This window comes from Ewingella americana (genome assembly GCF_006438725.1).
Taxonomy (GTDB): Bacteria; Pseudomonadota; Gammaproteobacteria; order Enterobacterales; family Enterobacteriaceae; genus Ewingella; species Ewingella americana_A.
The window spans coordinates 239,035-255,655 of record NZ_RCZD01000006.1 but is presented as its reverse complement, the minus strand read 5'-3'; the positions used below and the strand labels follow the sequence as shown (position 1 = coordinate 255,655).

Annotated in this window: 15 protein-coding genes; 13 read left to right on the top strand and 2 right to left on the bottom strand. The window is 52.8% G+C overall.

The features are described 5' to 3' along the window. Nucleotides 1-27: 27 nt before the first annotated feature. The 11 genes from miaA to EAH77_RS13430 all read left to right on the top strand — a co-directional run bounded on the left by miaA (nucleotide 28) and on the right by EAH77_RS13430 (nucleotide 12,668). Entirely contained in the window at nucleotides 28-924 is an 897-nt protein-coding gene (miaA, locus tag EAH77_RS13480) for a tRNA (adenosine(37)-N6)-dimethylallyltransferase MiaA (RefSeq protein WP_431306770.1), read from the top strand. A 114-nt stretch (nucleotides 925-1,038) separates the two neighbouring features. Beyond that, a complete protein-coding gene (gene hfq / locus EAH77_RS13475) occupies nucleotides 1,039-1,344 on the top strand; it encodes an RNA chaperone Hfq (RefSeq protein WP_140473324.1) in 306 nt (101 codons plus the stop codon). Between the two features lie 98 nt (nucleotides 1,345-1,442). Then, on the top strand, nucleotides 1,443-2,747 hold the full coding sequence (hflX, locus tag EAH77_RS13470; RefSeq protein ID WP_140473323.1) for a ribosome rescue GTPase HflX: 1,305 nt from the start codon (nucleotides 1,443-1,445) through the stop codon (nucleotides 2,745-2,747). A 33-nt stretch (nucleotides 2,748-2,780) separates the two neighbouring features. Beyond that, nucleotides 2,781-4,064 carry an FtsH protease activity modulator HflK gene (gene hflK, locus EAH77_RS13465; RefSeq protein ID WP_140473322.1) on the top strand — a complete coding sequence of 428 codons (1,284 nt, stop codon included), beginning with the start codon at nucleotides 2,781-2,783 and terminating at the stop codon, nucleotides 4,062-4,064. Nucleotides 4,065-4,066: 2 nt separating this feature from the next. Next, nucleotides 4,067-5,065, top strand: a complete 999-nt coding sequence (hflC, locus tag EAH77_RS13460; RefSeq protein ID WP_140473321.1) for a protease modulator HflC — start codon at nucleotides 4,067-4,069, stop codon at nucleotides 5,063-5,065. A gap of 80 nt (nucleotides 5,066-5,145) precedes the next feature. Next, on the top strand, nucleotides 5,146-5,346 hold the full coding sequence (locus EAH77_RS13455; RefSeq protein WP_140473320.1) for a DUF2065 domain-containing protein: 201 nt from the start codon (nucleotides 5,146-5,148) through the stop codon (nucleotides 5,344-5,346). A gap of 144 nt (nucleotides 5,347-5,490) precedes the next feature. Further along, nucleotides 5,491-6,789 (top strand): adenylosuccinate synthase, encoded by a 1,299-nt coding sequence (locus EAH77_RS13450; protein ID WP_140473319.1) that lies wholly within the window; start codon nucleotides 5,491-5,493, stop codon nucleotides 6,787-6,789. A gap of 237 nt (nucleotides 6,790-7,026) precedes the next feature. Continuing rightward, entirely contained in the window at nucleotides 7,027-7,452 is a 426-nt protein-coding gene (gene nsrR, locus EAH77_RS13445; RefSeq protein WP_140473318.1) for a nitric oxide-sensing transcriptional repressor NsrR, read from the top strand. 41 nt (nucleotides 7,453-7,493) lie between these two features. Further along, the gene (gene rnr, locus EAH77_RS13440; RefSeq protein WP_140473317.1) at nucleotides 7,494-10,010 is read left to right on the top strand and encodes a ribonuclease R; all 2,517 of its coding nucleotides are present in this window, start codon (nucleotides 7,494-7,496) and stop codon (nucleotides 10,008-10,010) included. Between the two features lie 130 nt (nucleotides 10,011-10,140). Further along, the gene (gene rlmB / locus EAH77_RS13435; RefSeq protein WP_140473316.1) at nucleotides 10,141-10,881 is read left to right on the top strand and encodes a 23S rRNA (guanosine(2251)-2'-O)-methyltransferase RlmB; all 741 of its coding nucleotides are present in this window, start codon (nucleotides 10,141-10,143) and stop codon (nucleotides 10,879-10,881) included. 155 nt (nucleotides 10,882-11,036) lie between these two features. Then, nucleotides 11,037-12,668, top strand: coding sequence for an isovaleryl-CoA dehydrogenase (locus tag EAH77_RS13430; protein WP_140473315.1), 1,632 nt, complete (start codon nucleotides 11,037-11,039; stop codon nucleotides 12,666-12,668). A gap of 3 nt (nucleotides 12,669-12,671) precedes the next feature. On the opposite strand, the gene bsmA is transcribed toward EAH77_RS13430, so the two are convergent. Together bsmA and EAH77_RS13420 are read right to left on the bottom strand one after the other, a co-directional pair. Then, nucleotides 12,672-12,983, bottom strand: a complete 312-nt coding sequence (gene bsmA, locus EAH77_RS13425) for a biofilm peroxide resistance protein BsmA (protein ID WP_140473314.1) — start codon at nucleotides 12,981-12,983, stop codon at nucleotides 12,672-12,674. A gap of 96 nt (nucleotides 12,984-13,079) precedes the next feature. Next, nucleotides 13,080-15,029: a methyl-accepting chemotaxis protein gene (locus EAH77_RS13420; protein ID WP_140473313.1), complete on the bottom strand. Its 1,950-nt coding sequence runs from the start codon at nucleotides 15,027-15,029 to the stop codon at nucleotides 13,080-13,082. Nucleotides 15,030-15,306: 277 nt separating this feature from the next. On the opposite strand from EAH77_RS13420, the gene yjfP reads away from it, so the two are divergent. After that, a complete protein-coding gene (gene yjfP / locus EAH77_RS13415) occupies nucleotides 15,307-16,056 on the top strand; it encodes an esterase (RefSeq protein WP_140473312.1) in 750 nt (249 codons plus the stop codon). 172 nt (nucleotides 16,057-16,228) lie between these two features. Beyond that, a complete protein-coding gene (gene rpsF / locus EAH77_RS13410; RefSeq protein ID WP_013573776.1) occupies nucleotides 16,229-16,621 on the top strand; it encodes a 30S ribosomal protein S6 in 393 nt (130 codons plus the stop codon).

Here is a 16,621-nt window from a genome sequence, read left to right as displayed (position 1 = left end):
TATTCTTTACCTCCGGCGATCTTCATTATGGGGCCGACAGCCTCTGGTAAAACGGCTTTGGCGATCTCATTACTTGAGCATCTTCCTGTCGAAATCATCAGCGTGGATTCCGCCCTGATTTATCGCGGCATGGATGTCGGCACGGCTAAACCGACCGAAGTAGAATTACGTGAGGCACCGCACCGGTTGATCGACCTTCTCGACCCAAGCGAAGCTTACTCAGCGGCTGATTTTCGGGCTGATGCTTTACGCGAGATGGCTGAGATCACCGCTCGGAATAAAATTCCGCTGCTGGTCGGTGGCACGATGATGTATTTCAAAGCACTATTAGAAGGCCTTTCGCCGTTGCCCCCAGCGGATTCGGCTATTCGCCAGCGCATAGAAACACAGGCAGCAGAGCACGGATGGGACAGCCTTCATGACCAATTACGTGAGATAGATCCCGTAGCGGCAGTGCGAATTCATCCGAATGATCCGCAGAGACTGTCCAGAGCACTGGAAGTTTTTTATATTTCAGGTAAAACTTTAACGGAACTGACTAAAGTTTCGGGTGAATCGCTGCCGTACTCCGTGCATCAGTTTGCGATTGCACCGACCCGGCGTGAGTTGTTACATGAACGTATAGAACAGCGTTTTAGTCAGATGCTCTTGAACGGTTTTGAAGATGAAGTAAGAACGCTGATAGCTCGGGGCGACTTGCATACGGACTTGCCTTCCATGCGTTGTGTGGGCTATCGCCAGATGTGGTCATATCTTTCTGGTGAAACCGATTACGATGAGATGGTTTATCGTGGTGTTTGCGCGACACGACAGCTGGCCAAACGTCAGATGACATGGTTACGTGGCTGGGAGGGGGTTGAATGGCTGGACAGTGAAAAGCCAGACGAAGCCTTACGCCGTGTAATTCAGGTTGTTAGTGCATAGGTTGGGTGATTGTGTACAATTGATTAGTACTCAACGCGCAAATTTTTGATGTGTTTTATTTTCGAGCCTCTAGGCTCAAAGTTACAAACAACAAACTAATAAGGAAAAGATAGAATGGCTAAGGGGCAATCTTTGCAAGATCCGTTCCTGAACGCATTGCGTCGCGAACGTGTTCCGGTTTCTATTTATTTGGTGAATGGTATTAAGCTGCAAGGCCAGATTGAGTCTTTTGATCAGTTTGTCATTCTGTTAAAGAACACGGTAAGCCAGATGGTGTATAAACACGCGATCTCCACCGTTGTGCCTTCCCGCCCGGTTTCTCACCATAGTAATAATCCAAGCAGTGGTGGTACCAGCAATTATCATCAAGGTAGTACGCCTTCTGCGCAACCGCAGCAGGACAGCGATGACGCTGAATAAAGCGCATTGTTGGTCAACCACGACGGGGTTCATAAGTATTCCGATTATGCTTATGGGCCCCCGGCTGGCGGTTTTATCCCAAATGAGAGGTCACCAGCTTGTTTGACCGTTATGAAGCCGGTGAGCAGGCCGTACTGGTTCATATCTATTTCTCGCGAGACAAAGACACAGAGGACCTGAGCGAATTCGAATCGCTGGTATCTTCTGCAGGTGTAGAGACGTTGCAAGTCGTCACTGGTAGCCGTAAGGCTCCGCACCCTAAATACTTTGTCGGTGAAGGAAAGGCCCAAGAAATTGCAGATGCCGTTAAAGCAACTGGCGCGTCTGTTATCCTGTTTGATCATGCACTGACACCTGCCCAGGAGAGAAACCTGGAAGCGCTGTGCGAATGTCGCGTGGTCGATCGTACCGGATTAATTTTAGATATCTTTGCTCAGCGTGCACGAACTCACGAAGGTAAGTTACAAGTAGAATTGGCGCAATTACGCCACATTGCTACCCGACTGGTTCGCGGCTGGACACACCTTGAGCGTCAGGGGGGCGGTATCGGTGCCAGAGGTCCAGGGGAAACCCAACTCGAAACCGACCGTCGCTTACTGCGCGACAGGATCACGTTGATCCTCAGCAGGCTTGAGAAAGTCGCCAAACAGCGTGAACAGGGCCGTCGCTCGCGAATGCGCGCTGATATCCCTACTGTTTCACTGGTCGGCTATACCAATGCCGGTAAATCCACGCTGTTCAACCGTATTACTGAGGCTGACGTTTATGTGGCCGATCAGTTGTTCGCCACCCTAGACCCAACGCTGCGCCGCATTATGGTGGCAGATGTCGGAGAAACGGTGCTGGCGGATACCGTAGGGTTTATTCGTCACCTGCCCCACGATTTGGTTGCTGCTTTTAAAGCAACATTGCAGGAAACCCGACAGGCAACACTGTTACTGCATGTCATTGATGCAGCGGATATTCGCGTTGAGGAAAATATCGACGCGGTGAATACGGTGCTGGCAGAGATCGAAGCAGATGATATCCCTGTGCTGTTAGTGATGAACAAAATAGATATGTTGGATGACTTTGTCCCGCGTATTGACCGCAACGAGGAGAATTTACCGATCAGGGTCTGGCTTTCAGCCGTGACCGGTGAAGGTATTTCGTTGTTATTCCAGGCGTTGACGGAGCGTCTCTCGGGTGAAATAGCGCAGCATGAATTGCGTTTGCCACCAGAAGCAGGCCGCCTTCGTAGCCGTTTTTACCAGCTTCAGGCGATTGAAAAAGAATGGATTGAAGAGGATGGAAGTATCGGTCTCATGGTGCGAATGCCCATTGTTGACTGGCACCGCCTCTGCAAACAAGAGCAGGAACTGAGTGGTTATGTCCGCAACCAGAACCTGTCTGATTTGGCCTGAAGAACACCAATCATAGAATAATGGAGCTATAACATGGCGTGGAATCAGCCCGGTAATAACGGACAGGACCGCGACCCCTGGGGCAGCAGCAATAATAGCGGCAACTCTGGTGGAAATAATTCTGGTGGTAATAACAACAAAGGTGGCCGAGAACAGGGCCCGCCGGATCTGGATGACATCTTCCGTAAGCTCAGTAAAAAACTGAGTGGTTTCGGCGGTAAAGGATCGGGCAACGGTAACGGAACCGGTAATGCATCGGGTCCGCAAAATAGTATGAGTGGTCGTATTGTTGGCATCGCTGCGGTTGCGGTGGTGGTGATCTGGGCTGCCAGTGGTTTCTATACCATTAAAGAAGCCGAACGTGGGGTTGTCACCCGTTTCGGCAAATTCAGTCATCTGGTCCAGCCGGGTCTGAACTGGAAGCCTACCTTTGTCGATCAGGTTCGTGCAGTTAACGTCGAATCTGTCCGCGAGCTGGCTGCTTCTGGCGTCATGCTGACTTCCGATGAAAACGTTGTGCGCGTTGAGATGAACGTGCAGTACCGCGTCACCGATCCAGAAGCTTACCTGTACAGCGTAGCCAATGCTGATGACAGTCTGAGCCAGGCGACGGACAGTGCGCTGCGTGGTGTTATTGGTAAGTACACCATGGACAAGATCCTGACCGAAGGCCGTACCACGGTCCGTAGTGATACCCAACGTGTACTGGAAGAAACTATTCGCCCGTACAAAATGGGCATCACGGTGCAGGACGTTAACTTCCAGACGGCACGTCCGCCTGAAGAAGTGAAAGCCGCTTTCGATAATGCGATTGCCGCCCGTGAGAAAGAACAACAATCTATCCGTGAAGCAGAAGCGTATGCCAACCAGATTCAGCCGCAGGCGAATGGTGAAGCACAACGTAAGCTCGAAGATGCTAAAGCGTATAAAGATCGTACCGTTCTGGAAGCACAGGGTGAAGTGGCGCGTTTCGCCAAATTGTTGCCTGAATATAAAGCCGCACCGGAAATCACCCGTGAGCGTCTGTATATCGAAACAATGCAAAATGTTCTCAGCCATACCCGCAAAATTCTGGTGAGCGACAAGAGCAACAATCTGATGATGTTGCCTCTGGACCAAATGTTGCGTGGCGGTAACGCCGCAGCAGGTAAAGGGAGCGATCAGGGCGGGCTTTTGCCACCTAAATCGTCGACTTCACTGGGTAATTTGAACAACAGCAGTGCCAATAACAGCGGTTCCCGTTCGTCTGGCAGTGTCATGGACCAACGCCGTGCTGATGCACAGCGTGACGATACACTTCGCGTAGGGAGAGAATAACAATGCGTAAGTCATTTTTACTTATCGTCGTTGTGGTGCTGGTGGCGCTTTATGCTTCACTGTTTGTCGTTCAGGAAGGCGAGCGTGGCATCGTTCTGCGTTTCGGCAAAGTCCTTCGTGACGGCGAAAACAAACCGCTGGTTTATGCGCCAGGTTTACACTTCAAGGTGCCTTTTGTTGAATCAGTAAAAACTCTGGATGCGCGTATTCAGACCATGGACAACCAGGCTGACCGCTTCGTGACCAGCGAGAAGAAAGACCTGATCGTTGACTCCTATCTGAAATGGCGTATTAGCGATTTCAGCCGTTACTATCTGGCAACGGGCGGCGGTGACGTCTCTCAGGCCGAAGTGCTGTTGAAACGTAAACTGAGTGACCGTCTGCGTTCTGAGATCGGCCGTTTGGACGTGAAAGACATCGTGACCGACTCCCGTGGTCGTCTGACGCTGGATGTTCGTGACGCGCTGAACAACGGCTCGGCTGAAGAAGTGGAAGCCACGACAGAAGCTGATGACGCGATTGCCTCCGTGGCCAAACGTGTTGAGCAGGAAACCAACGGCAAACAGCCTGCGGTGAACCCGAACAGCATGGCGGCTCTGGGTATTCAGGTCATCGACGTTCGTCTCAAGCAAATCAACCTGCCGCAGGAAGTGTCCAGCGCAATCTACGATCGTATGCGTGCTGAACGTAATGCGGTTGCTTTGCGCCACATCTCTCAGGGTCTGGAAGAAGCTGAGAAATTGCGTGCAACAGCTGACTACGAAAGAACCCGTACTGTGGCAGAAGCTGAACGTACAGCGCGTATTACCCGCGGTGAAGGTGATGCAGAAGCGGCCAAACTGTTTGCTGATGCATTCAGCCAGGATCCAGACTTCTATGCCTTCATCCGTAGCCTGCGTGCTTATGAAGAGAGCTTCAGCAGCGGTAACGACGTGATGGTGATGAGCCCGGACAACGACTTCTTCCGCTTTATGAAGTCGCCGGATAAAACCAAACCGTAATGGTTTGTCGTTAGCCAAAAGGCCCTTAACCGGGCCTTTTGTTTTATGTGGACCCAATAAGCACACTGAGAAACCGCAAAATGAACTCGAGTATTTGGTTAGCCTTGGGGTTGGTTTTGGTTCTGGAAGGTTTGGGGCCGATGCTTTATCCGAAAGGATGGAGAAAAATGATCCAATCTATGACTCAGTTGCCCGACACTGTTTTACGTCGCTTTGGAGGGGCACTTGTGGTCGCCGGCTTCGTAATTTACTACATGTTGCGTAATCAGGTCGGCGGTTGAGGGTTTGTTACTTAATCGCTGTCACTTCTTGCTTTGATGCGTAGCACGTATTCCAAATTTTTCACGCAACCGTATGCTAAAAGTACTGGAAACACAGGATTGAGATGTTAGAATCCTTTTTTAAGCAACCTGGTGATTCTTGAGATGGGTAAGAACGTCGTCGTACTCGGCACTCAATGGGGTGATGAAGGGAAAGGCAAGGTCGTCGACCTGCTGACTGAACGGGCTAATTATGTTGTGCGCTATCAGGGCGGTCACAACGCCGGTCACACTCTGGTTATTAACGGTGAGAAAACCGTTCTTCATTTAATTCCTTCTGGCATTCTGCGTGAAAACGTCATTAGCATCATCGGCAACGGTGTTGTGCTGGCGCCTGACGCTTTAATGAAAGAAATGGGCGAACTTGAAGCTCGTGGCATCCCTGTACGCGAACGTCTGTTACTCTCTGAAGCTTGCCCGCTTATCCTGCCTTACCATGTCGCATTGGACATGGCGCGCGAAAAAGCGCGTGGCGATAAAGCTATCGGCACTACCGGTCGTGGCATCGGCCCGGCTTATGAAGATAAAGTTGCCCGTCGCGGTCTGCGCGTTGGTGACCTCTTCAACAAAGAAACTTTCGCTATCAAGCTGAAAGAAATCGTTGATTACCATAACTTCCAGTTAGTGAACTACTACAAAGTGGAAGCGGTTGATTACCAGAAAACGCTTGATGATGTGATGGCTATTGCCGACATCCTGACTGCGATGGTGGTTGACGTGTCCGAACTGCTGGACGGCGCGCGTAAGCGTGGCGATCTGATCATGTTCGAAGGCGCACAAGGCACTCTGCTGGACATCGACCACGGTACCTATCCGTACGTAACATCTTCCAATACCACCGCAGGCGGTGTCGCTACCGGTTCTGGTATTGGTCCACGTTATGTCGACTATGTGCTGGGCATCGTGAAAGCCTACTCCACCCGCGTGGGTGCAGGCCCGTTCCCCACTGAACTGTTCGATGAAACCGGCGAGTTCCTGCGTAAGCAAGGTAACGAGTTTGGTGCGACCACCGGTCGTAGCCGTCGCTGTGGCTGGCTGGACATCGTAGCAGTACGTCGCTCCGTGCAGATCAACTCCCTGTCTGGTTTCTGTCTGACCAAACTGGACGTATTGGACGGCCTGAAAGAAGTGAAGCTGTGTATCGGTTACCGCATGCCTGATGGCCGCGAAATGACGACGACACCGCTGGCAGCAGAAGGCTGGGAAGGTATCGAGCCAATCTACGAAACCATGCCGGGCTGGACCGAAACCACCTTTGGCGTGAAAGAAGTCGATAAGTTGCCACAAGCAGCACGTGACTACATCAAGCGTATCGAAACGCTGACTGAAGTGCCGATTGATATCATTTCTACCGGCCCGGATCGTAGCGAAACCATGATCCTGCGCGACCCGTTTGACGCATAACAGACTCGTCTGTTGGCTGCAAATGCCGCAATAGAATCCAAACCGGGCCTCATGCCCGGTTTGTTTTTTTCTACCCGCCTGCGCTTGTTTACTTTCCATAAAGCATCCACTATCTAAATGATTAGCCGCAAACTTCGTGGCTGGTTTATCATCTAATAGCAAATTTAAACAATCTTCTTCACCCTGTTGTCATAGTTGACGTAGAAAGACCGGGTAAACTACCACCCAGAGGTATGTGTGCAGTTAACGAGTTTTACTGATTATGGTTTGAGGGCACTGATTTATATGGCGTCGTTGCCAAATAATCAGATGACCAACATTTCGCAGGTCACCGAGGTCTATGGTGTATCGCGAAATCATATGGTGAAAATCATCAATCAGTTAAGCCGGGCCGGGTTGGTCACTGCGGTACGGGGTAAGAACGGGGGTATTAAGCTGGGTAAACCCGCTGAAACCATCCGTATTGGTGATGTGGTGCGTGAACTTGAACCTTTGACGCTGGTGAATTGCGCAGGGGATTTCTGCCATATCACGCCCGCTTGCCGACTTAAGCAGGTATTACATACTGCTGTTGAACATTTTCTTGATGAGCTGAATGAATACACTCTGGCTGACATGGTCAGGGACAATTCACCGCTCTACAAATTATTGCTTGTTGAATGAAAGAGTTTCAACAAACTGCTGATGACAACGGAGGAACCGCTATGTCACAAGATCCATTCCTGGAACGAGAAGCAGAAAAATACGAATCACCCATTCCGAGTCGTGAATTTATTCTTGAGCATCTCGCCAAACGTGAAACCCCAGCCAGCCGTGAAGAGTTGGGTAATGAACTGAATTTATCGGGAGAAGAAGCGCTGGAAGCCTTGCGCCGCCGCTTGCGTGCCATGGAGCGTGATGGCCAGTTAGTCTTCACCCGCCGCCAGTGCTATGCGCTGCCAGAACGTCTTGACCTGCTGAAAGGCACCGTAATCGGTCACCGTGACGGTTACGGATTCCTGCGTCTTGAAGGCGTGAAAAAAGACGATGTTTATCTGTCTGCTGAACAGATGAAAATGTGTATCCACGGTGACGTGGTACTCGCGCAGCCTATTGGTACTGACCGCAAAGGCCGCCGCGAAGCCCGTATCGTTCGCGTCGTGGTGCCTAAAGTCAGCCAGATCGTTGGCCGTTACTTTACGGATGCCGGTGCCGGTTTTGTGGTACCGGACGACAGCCGTCTGAGCTTTGATATCCTGATCCCGGCCGAGGCCATTAACGGCGCGCGCATGGGCTATATGGTCGTGGTTGAGCTGACTCAACGGCCAACGCGCCGTACTAAAGCGGTCGGTAAAATCGTCGAAGTACTCGGCGACAAAATGGGCACCAGCATGGCGGTCGATATCGCACTGCGCACCCATGAAATCCCGCACGTCTGGCCACCGCAGGTGCTTAAACAGGTTGAAGGCCTGAGCGAGCAGGTACCGGAAGAGGCCAAAAAAGGCCGCGTTGATTTGCGCAACTTGCCGCTGGTCACCATTGATGGTGAAGATGCCCGCGACTTTGATGACGCCGTATTCTGTGAGAAAAAACGCGGCGGAGGCTGGCGCTTATGGGTTGCCATTGCTGACGTGAGCTACTATGTCCGCCCTGGCACTGCACTTGATGACGAAGCCCGCAGCCGCGCGACGTCCGTCTATTTCCCGTCGCAGGTTGTGCCGATGCTGCCGGAAGTGCTGTCCAACGGCCTTTGCTCGCTCAACCCGCAGGTTGACCGCCTCTGTATGGTCTGCGAAATGACCATTTCTGCGCAGGGCAAACTGACCGGTTCGAAATTCTATGAAGCGGTGATGAGTTCTCACGCCCGCCTGACATACAACAAAGTCTGGCGCATTATCGAAGGCGACGAAGAGCTGCGTGAGCATTACAACCCGCTGGTGCCGCACCTGCTGGAGCTTCACACTCTGTACAAAGCACTGGATCAGGCGCGTGCAGAGCGTGGCGGTATTGCTTTCGAAACCGAAGAAGCCAAATTTATCTTCAACGCTGAACGCCGTATCGAACGTGTCGAACCGACCGTGCGTAACGACGCTCACAAACTGATTGAAGAGTGCATGATCCTCGCGAACATCGCGGCGGCACGCTTTGTTGAAAAACACAACGAGCCTGCGCTGTTCCGTGTTCATGACCGTCCAAGCGATGATCACATCTCGGCGCTGAAAAGCGTGTTGGGGGAATTGGGTCTGGTGATGGGCGGCGGTTTGAAGCCTGAGCCAAAAGATTACGCCAAAATTATGGATGAACTGGCAGATCGCCCGGATCGTGAAATGCTGCAAACCATGCTGCTGCGTTCGATGAAACAGGCGATTTATGACCCGGAAAACCGCGGTCACTTCGGTCTGGCCCTCCAGTCATACGGTCACTTTACGTCACCAATCCGTCGTTATCCTGACCTCGCGCTGCACCGCGCCATCAAGTATTTGTTGGCGAAAGAGCACGGCACGTTGAAAGATCGCTGGACGCCAACTGGCGGCTGGCATAGCGAATATAATGACATGCTGCAATTGGGCGAGCATTGTTCGATGGCAGAACGCCGTGCGGACGAAGCGACCCGTAACGTGGCTGACTGGCTGAAGTGTGACTTCATGCAGGATCACGTCGGCGAAGTTTTCAACGGCATCATCGCCAGCGTTACCGGCTTCGGTTTCTTTGTGCGGCTCAATGATCTGTTTATCGACGGTCTGGTTCACGTCTCCACGTTGGATAACGACTACTACCGTTATGACAACATCGGCCAGCGTTTGGTCGGCGAGTCTTCCGGGATGGTTTATCGACTCGGGGATACTGTTGAGATCCGCGTTGAAGCTGTGCACATGGACGAGCGTAAAATCGACTTCGCGCTGGTTTCCAGCAGCCGCAAGCCACGCGGTGAAGGCAAAACGGCCCGCGATCGTGCTAAGAATCCGGGTGAGCGTACTATGCGTCCGAACGGCCCTGCCAACGCTGGGCGTCGTCGTACTGGTAAGAAAAGTGCGAATTTCGAGCCAGACAGTGCATTCCGTAAAGACGATGTGAAAGCGGCAAAACCCGCCAAGACCGCCAAGCCGAAGAAAGAGAAAGCGGTGAGTGCAGTCGGCAAAGATGGCAAACCGAAGAAAGTCAAAAAGCCTTCTGACCAGACGCAAAAAATCGCGTCAGCCACCAAAGCCAAACGTGCAAAGAAAAAGCCGGAACAGAGTTAACGGCCTTTGCCTCACGGCTCCGGGCGATGATTTATTCACTGATGCTTTTTTCAGTCGATGATAGAATCGCCCGCAACCTTAGTTAAATTGCGGACAGCATGCTGTCCGCAAGTCTATTTTAAAGAGCATCATGAGCGAAATTATTTACGGTATTCATTCCGTTAAAGCCTTACTCGACACCGATCCGCAGCGCTTTCTGGAAGTGTTCATTCTGAAAGGCCGTGATGACAAACGTCTGAAGCCGCTGATCGATGAGCTGGAAGCCGGCGGTATTGTGATTCAGGTCGCGAACCGCCAGTGGCTGGACGAGAAGTCCGAAGGCGCTGTGCATCAGGGGATTATTGCCCGCGTGCGCGAAGGGCGTCAGTATCAGGAAAATGACCTGCCTGCGCTGCTGGAAAGCTTAGACAGCCCGTTCCTGCTGGTGCTGGATGGCGTGACGGATCCACATAACCTCGGGGCTTGCTTGCGTACTGCCGATGCGGCCGGTGTGCATGCGGTGATTGTGCCGCGCGACCGTTCTGCCAAGCTCAATGCGACCGCCAAAAAAGTCGCCAGCGGTGCTGCGGAAAACGTGCCGGTGATCAACGTGACCAATCTGGCCCGTACTCTGCGCGTGTTGCAGGAGCACAATGTCTGGATCGTCGGCACGGCCGGTGAAGCGGATCACACTCTGTTTCAGAGCAAAATGACCGGCCCGATGGCGCTGGTGATGGGCGCAGAAGGCGAAGGTATGCGCCGTCTGACCCGTGAACATTGCGACGAGTTGATCAGCATCCCGATGTCCGGTTCTGTCTCTTCCCTGAACGTCTCTGTGGCGACCGGCGTCTGTCTGTTTGAAGCCGTGCGTCAGCGGGCACTGAAAGCCTGATTTCAGGCACACTCTGTCTGATACCAAAACGGGAGCCTCAGGGTTCCCGTTTTACATTCCCGCCTTTGTGATCCATCCGCCTGTTAATCCCTCAATTTTTACCATACTTGATCCCATCGTGATTTTGCCCTTAACAACCCGGCAGGGAGAACATTATGGAATGGGAAACACATCGGGTTTTTAATCAGCCTAAACCGCTAAGTAACAGCAATTTATTTCTCTCCGACTCGCCGCTGCGCGAAGCCGTGAACCGCCAGCAGGCCGGATGGGATACTGATGTCCTGGCTTCACTCGGCCAGCAGCTTGGTTCGGCTGAGTCTCTGGAGCTCGGGCGACTGGCCAACGCTAACCCGCCTGAACTGCTGCGTTTTGACGCCACCGGTGAGCGTCTTGATGAGGTGCGTTTTCATCCGGCCTGGCATTTGCTGATGCAGGGGCTGATTGCCAACCGGGTGCATAATCTGCCGTGGGAAGAGGAGGCCAGAATAGGGTCTTCCGTTGCCCGCGCCGCCCGTTTTATTCTGCACGCGCAGGTTGAGGCGGGCACTTTATGCCCGATAACCATGACCTTCGGCGCGATTCCGTTACTCCAGAAAACTCTTCCGGCTGAATTCAGTCATTGGCTGACGCCGTTGCTCTCTGACCGCTATGATCCGCATTTACACGCCGGCGCGCAGAAAAAAGGGGTGCTGATTGGTATGGGGATGACGGAAAAACAGGGCGGATCAGACGTGCTGAGTAACACCACGCGGGCCACTGCGCTGGAAGGGCGCGGCCCCGGCAAAGCCTACCGGCTGATCGGTCATAAGTGGTTTTTCTCCGTTCCGCAAAGCGATGCTCATTTGGTTCTGGCGCAGGCAGACGGCGGGTTGTCGTGCTTCTTCCTGCCGCGCGTTTTACCGGATGGCGAACGCAATGCCATTCATATCGAACGGCTGAAGGACAAACTGGGGAACCGGTCCAATGCCAGCAGCGAAGTGGAGTTCCGCAATGCTACCGCCTGGCTGTTGGGCGAGGAAGGTGAGGGCATACGTCACATTCTGCAGATGGGCGCTCATACGCGGTTTGACTGCGCGCTGGGCAGCCATGCCATGATGCGCCGAGCGCTGTCGGTGGCGCTCTATCACGTCTTCCAGCGTCAGGCTTTTGGTAAGGCGCTGGTGGAACAGCCGATAATGCGCCAGGTCATGAGCAAAATGGCGCTGCGTCTCGAAGGTCAGACACAAATATTGATGCGGCTGGCAGCCGCGACCGGTGCGCCTCACAACCCCGGCGAGCAGGTACTGAGCCGTTTACTGACCCCGGCGGCTAAATTCGAAGTTTGCCGCCAGGGGATGCCATTTGTCGCTGAGGCCATGGAAGCGCTGGGGGGCATTGGCTATTGCGAAGAAAATGAACTGCCGCGCCTGTACCGCGAGATGCCGGTGAACAGTATCTGGGAAGGTTCAGGCAATATCATGTGTCTCGATGTGCTGCGCACGCTGAAAAAACTGCCCGCTGCCGCTGAAATGTTACAGCAGATAGTGCATCAGACACGGGGTCAAAACCGCTTATTCGATCGCGCGTCGCGTCAGCTGCTACAGCGTTTACGTGCGCCGGAAGAAGCACAGGCGCGCTGGTTGACGTCACAAATTTTCAACTTATGCACTGCTGCACAGATGCTGGAGTTTTCCCCGCCGCCGATGGCGGACGCGTGGTGCAGGATGGTGCTGGATGAGCGCGGAGAAACTCTGCTGCCAGAAAGGCTATGTCAGCAATTGTTAAACAGGGCGATCGGGGCTGAATAAGGATTAACGGTACAGCGTGGCCTGGGAATACCAGCGGCCCGGAACAATGGTTTCACTGTTAAACATGATCACGTAATAATGCGCGCCGGCGGCCTCTGCTTTACGTTTGATCTCGGCTTCGACGTCCATCGGACTACCGATAGCCTCAGCAGTAATGTTGCCTATTTTGGTTAACGTCGACGTCTGCGCCCGGGTGATCTCCTGCGCTTTTGCCGTGGGTGCCGGAGGTGGGACGGGGGTGGTTTGCATCATATTACTGCATCCGCTGAGTGCAGCCAGTAACAACACCAGGGCAGGAATTCTGAGTGGTTTCATCGTGAGATCCGGTAAAAGGGTAATAACCAGAGTGTAGCTCTTTCACTGGCCGGCTGGCGAGTCTGCGCGGCGGTTATTGCCGCGCGACTCACTCTGTTATCGATCGGAAATTTTAAATACGCTGACCAGTTGTGCAAGGTGGCGACCCTGCTCACTGAGCGCCGCCGCCGTTTGCTGTGAGTTTTCTACCAGCGTGGCATTCTCCTGCGTCGCTTTGCCGATCTGCATGATGGCAATGTTCATCTGTGAAATCCCCGATGACTGCTCGTGGGACGCCACATCAATATCGCTCATCAGTACTTTCACCTGACGGATCCCTTGCAGGATATTGCTCATATTTTCCTTGGTTTTGGCCGCGCTCTGATGGCCGTCTTCCACTTTGCTCAGAGAATCGGCGACCAGATTTTCGATCTCTTTCACCGCGTTTGAGCTGCGTTGCGCCAGCGCACGGACCTCTGCGGCCACGACGGCGAAACCACGCCCATGCTCACCGGCTCTGGCAGCCTCTACGGCGGCATTAAGCGCCAGGATGTTGGTTTGGAAGGCAATGCCTTCAATGACCGTCGTGATGTCCGCAATACGCATTGAGGCGTGTCTGATGGCCTCCATACTTTCGACAGACTGATTCACCGCGTCGGCGCCGATCGTTGCCGCAGTGTCGGTCTGCTGCACCCACTGCGTGGCCTGTGTGGCGTTGTCTGCCGTGTTCTGAACCGTGGCGGTGATCTGTTCCATGCTGGCTGATGTTTCTTCCAAACTGCTGGCCTGTGTGCCGACCTGCTGATTGATCTGATCGCTGTCAGACGCCAGCCCTTGCGTGTTGTGCATGATTTCAGACGACACTAGCCGCACCTCGCCGACAATCTTCTCCAATCCGTGCCCGATGCCGTCGATGGCATGCATGAGTGCGCCAATCTCATCGATACGCTGGGTTTGTGCCCGCGCGCGGAGGTCACCGCTGGCATATTGCTGGGCGATGTGTACCACGTCGCTGAGCGGTCGGCTGACCAGTTTGCGGGTCAGCCAGATAAATAGCGCTGCGAAACAGGCCAGCGCCAACAGACTTATCATGAGGAAATGATTTCGCGAGTTGTTGACCTGCTCTATCAGGCTGTCTTTATCGGTGCTGCCGACGACGACCCAGTGCCAGGCGGGCACATTGGCATAAACAATAAATTGTTGGTGCTGGCTGGATGCATCGGTGTATTCACGTTCGCCGCGCGGTTGTGACATCACCTCTGGCAACACGCCTTCAGGCCACGATGGTGCTTTACCTTCGTCGGTAGCATGTACCAAATACTTGCCGAGATCATTGCCCGGCGCGCTGTTGAGCACGAAGAAATAGCCCTGGCCACCGATGCGCTTCGACAGGATCTTGACCCGCAGGTTGGCGTATTCCTGGGTGATATCGACACCAACGAACAGAATACCGATCACGCTGCCCTGGGCGTCGCGCACCGGCTGATATTTGGTGATGTATTTTTTGCCGAACAGCGTGGCCAGCCCGCTAAAGGATTGTCCTGACATTATCCTCACGTATGCCGGGCTGGTGTTGTCGAGCAGCGTGCCGAGGGCGCGGGTGCCATCTTGTTTCTTGAGCGAGGTCGTCACGCGAATGAAATCATCGCCACGCCGGGCGAACACTGTTGAAATCGCCCCCGTACGTGCCAGAAAATCATCCGGGATTTTACTGTCCAAATTCAGCGTATTACCGCCTGCTTTGATCACCGGCGAAGACTGATCGCCTACCATGACGGGATTACGCGTATCCAGTTCGAAATTTTCCGGCAGGAAATGGCTGAATAAACGCGTGTAGTTGTCAACTTCGGCATTCAGGCTGGCATTAACCATTTCGATCATGTCTACCACGCCAGTGACCTGTTCAGAAATCGCGTTCACCGCCAGCGCATTGACTTGCTTCCCGGCGGAGTGGGTCAGTGACAAAGTGAAAATAATAAATAAGGTTCCTACCAGCAGGGAAGCAATGCTGGCCAGTTTTGCGCCTATGCTCCAGCGACGAAATGAACGTATTGATGCCATATTCATGTTTTTTCCGTTAACTTCTGATAGCGCAATAACGGCGGAAAACGGGAAAGGATTAACGATCAAATGTAACCGCTTATTTCTTCAAAAATTGATTTCAGTCAAAGTGATAAAAATAAATATGTGAATTCGATTTAAAATCGGCAAGGCGTAAAAGCGTCGATTTTGAATAATGGGTTATAAATCATGCCAAAATGGGAGTGGTAGCTTTTGCCAATGAGGATAAAATAGCGCTCTTGCCGGGTTTTTATCCCCATTGATTGAAACGGGAGTGGGTCTGATGATTGAGATGTATCAGGAAGAAGTGGAGGGAATACAGGTGATCCACGCGGTTCCTGCGGGGCAGTATCATCATTCGCTACCGACCATTTTCTTCTACCATGGGTTTACCTCGTCGAAAGAAATCTACTCTTATTTTGGCTATATGTTGGCGCAGGCGGGGTTTCGGGTGATTTTGCCGGATGCGCCGCTGCATGGCGCCAGAGCCGACGGTGATGCAGCGCGGCTTATGGCCACTTTTTGGGATATTTTGCAAAGCAATGTCGATGAACTGGCGATACTCCAACAGACTTTTGTTAGTCGTGGTTTGGCCGACGTTCATCGTTTGGGGGTAGGGGGCGTATCAATGGGGGGCATGACCACCATGGCCTCTCTGGTGCGTTTTCCGTGGATAAAAGTTGCCGCCTGTCTTATGGGGTCGGGTTACTTTACTGCATTATCGGAACACCTTTTCCCGGCTTATGACGTTGAAGATGTTGCGCAGCGTGACGCTTTCGAACTTGCCCATGCGCCGCTGTTGAGCTGGGATATCAGCGGCAAAACTGTGCAGTTAGCCAAACGTCCGCTGTTTGTCTGGCACGGAGAAGCCGATGACGTTGTGCCCTTTGGCGAAAGTCAGCGACTGCGTGAAGAGATGGTCGCCAGCGGGCATGACGCTAATCTGACGTTTATTGCTGAGCCGGGCATGAAACACAAAGTGAGTGTTCATGCGTTGACCGAAGCCACGGCTTTCTTCCGTCGTCACCTGTGAAAACGGGTCGGCTGGCCTCGAGATAATTAATCAATCTTATTCCTTGAATTCCCCACAGGCTGTACATATAATTGCGCGTCATTTTTTCGACCGCACACATAACACGTTCCTTGCTTCCATGGGCCGCGGTTGACCCTGACAGGAGGCTGAATAATCCGTAAGGAGCAATTCTATGCGTCATTACGAAATCGTATTTATGGTACACCCTGACCAAAGCGAACAGGTTCCGGGCATGATCGAGCGTTACAGTGCAGTAATCACTAACGCTGCTGGTCAGATTCACCGTCTGGAAGACTGGGGCCGCCGTCAACTGGCTTATCCAATCAACAAACTGCACAAAGCTCACTACGTTCTGCTGAACGTTGAAGCCCCGCAGGAAGCGATTGATGAGCTGGAAACAAACTTCCGCTTCAACGACGCCGTTATCCGTAGCATGGTTATGCGTACAAAACACGCGGTAACTGAAGCATCTCCAATGGTTAAAGCGAAAGACGAACGTCGTGATCGTCGTGAAGATTTCGCCGAAGCTAATGATGATGCCGAAGCTGGGGATTCTGAAGAGTAA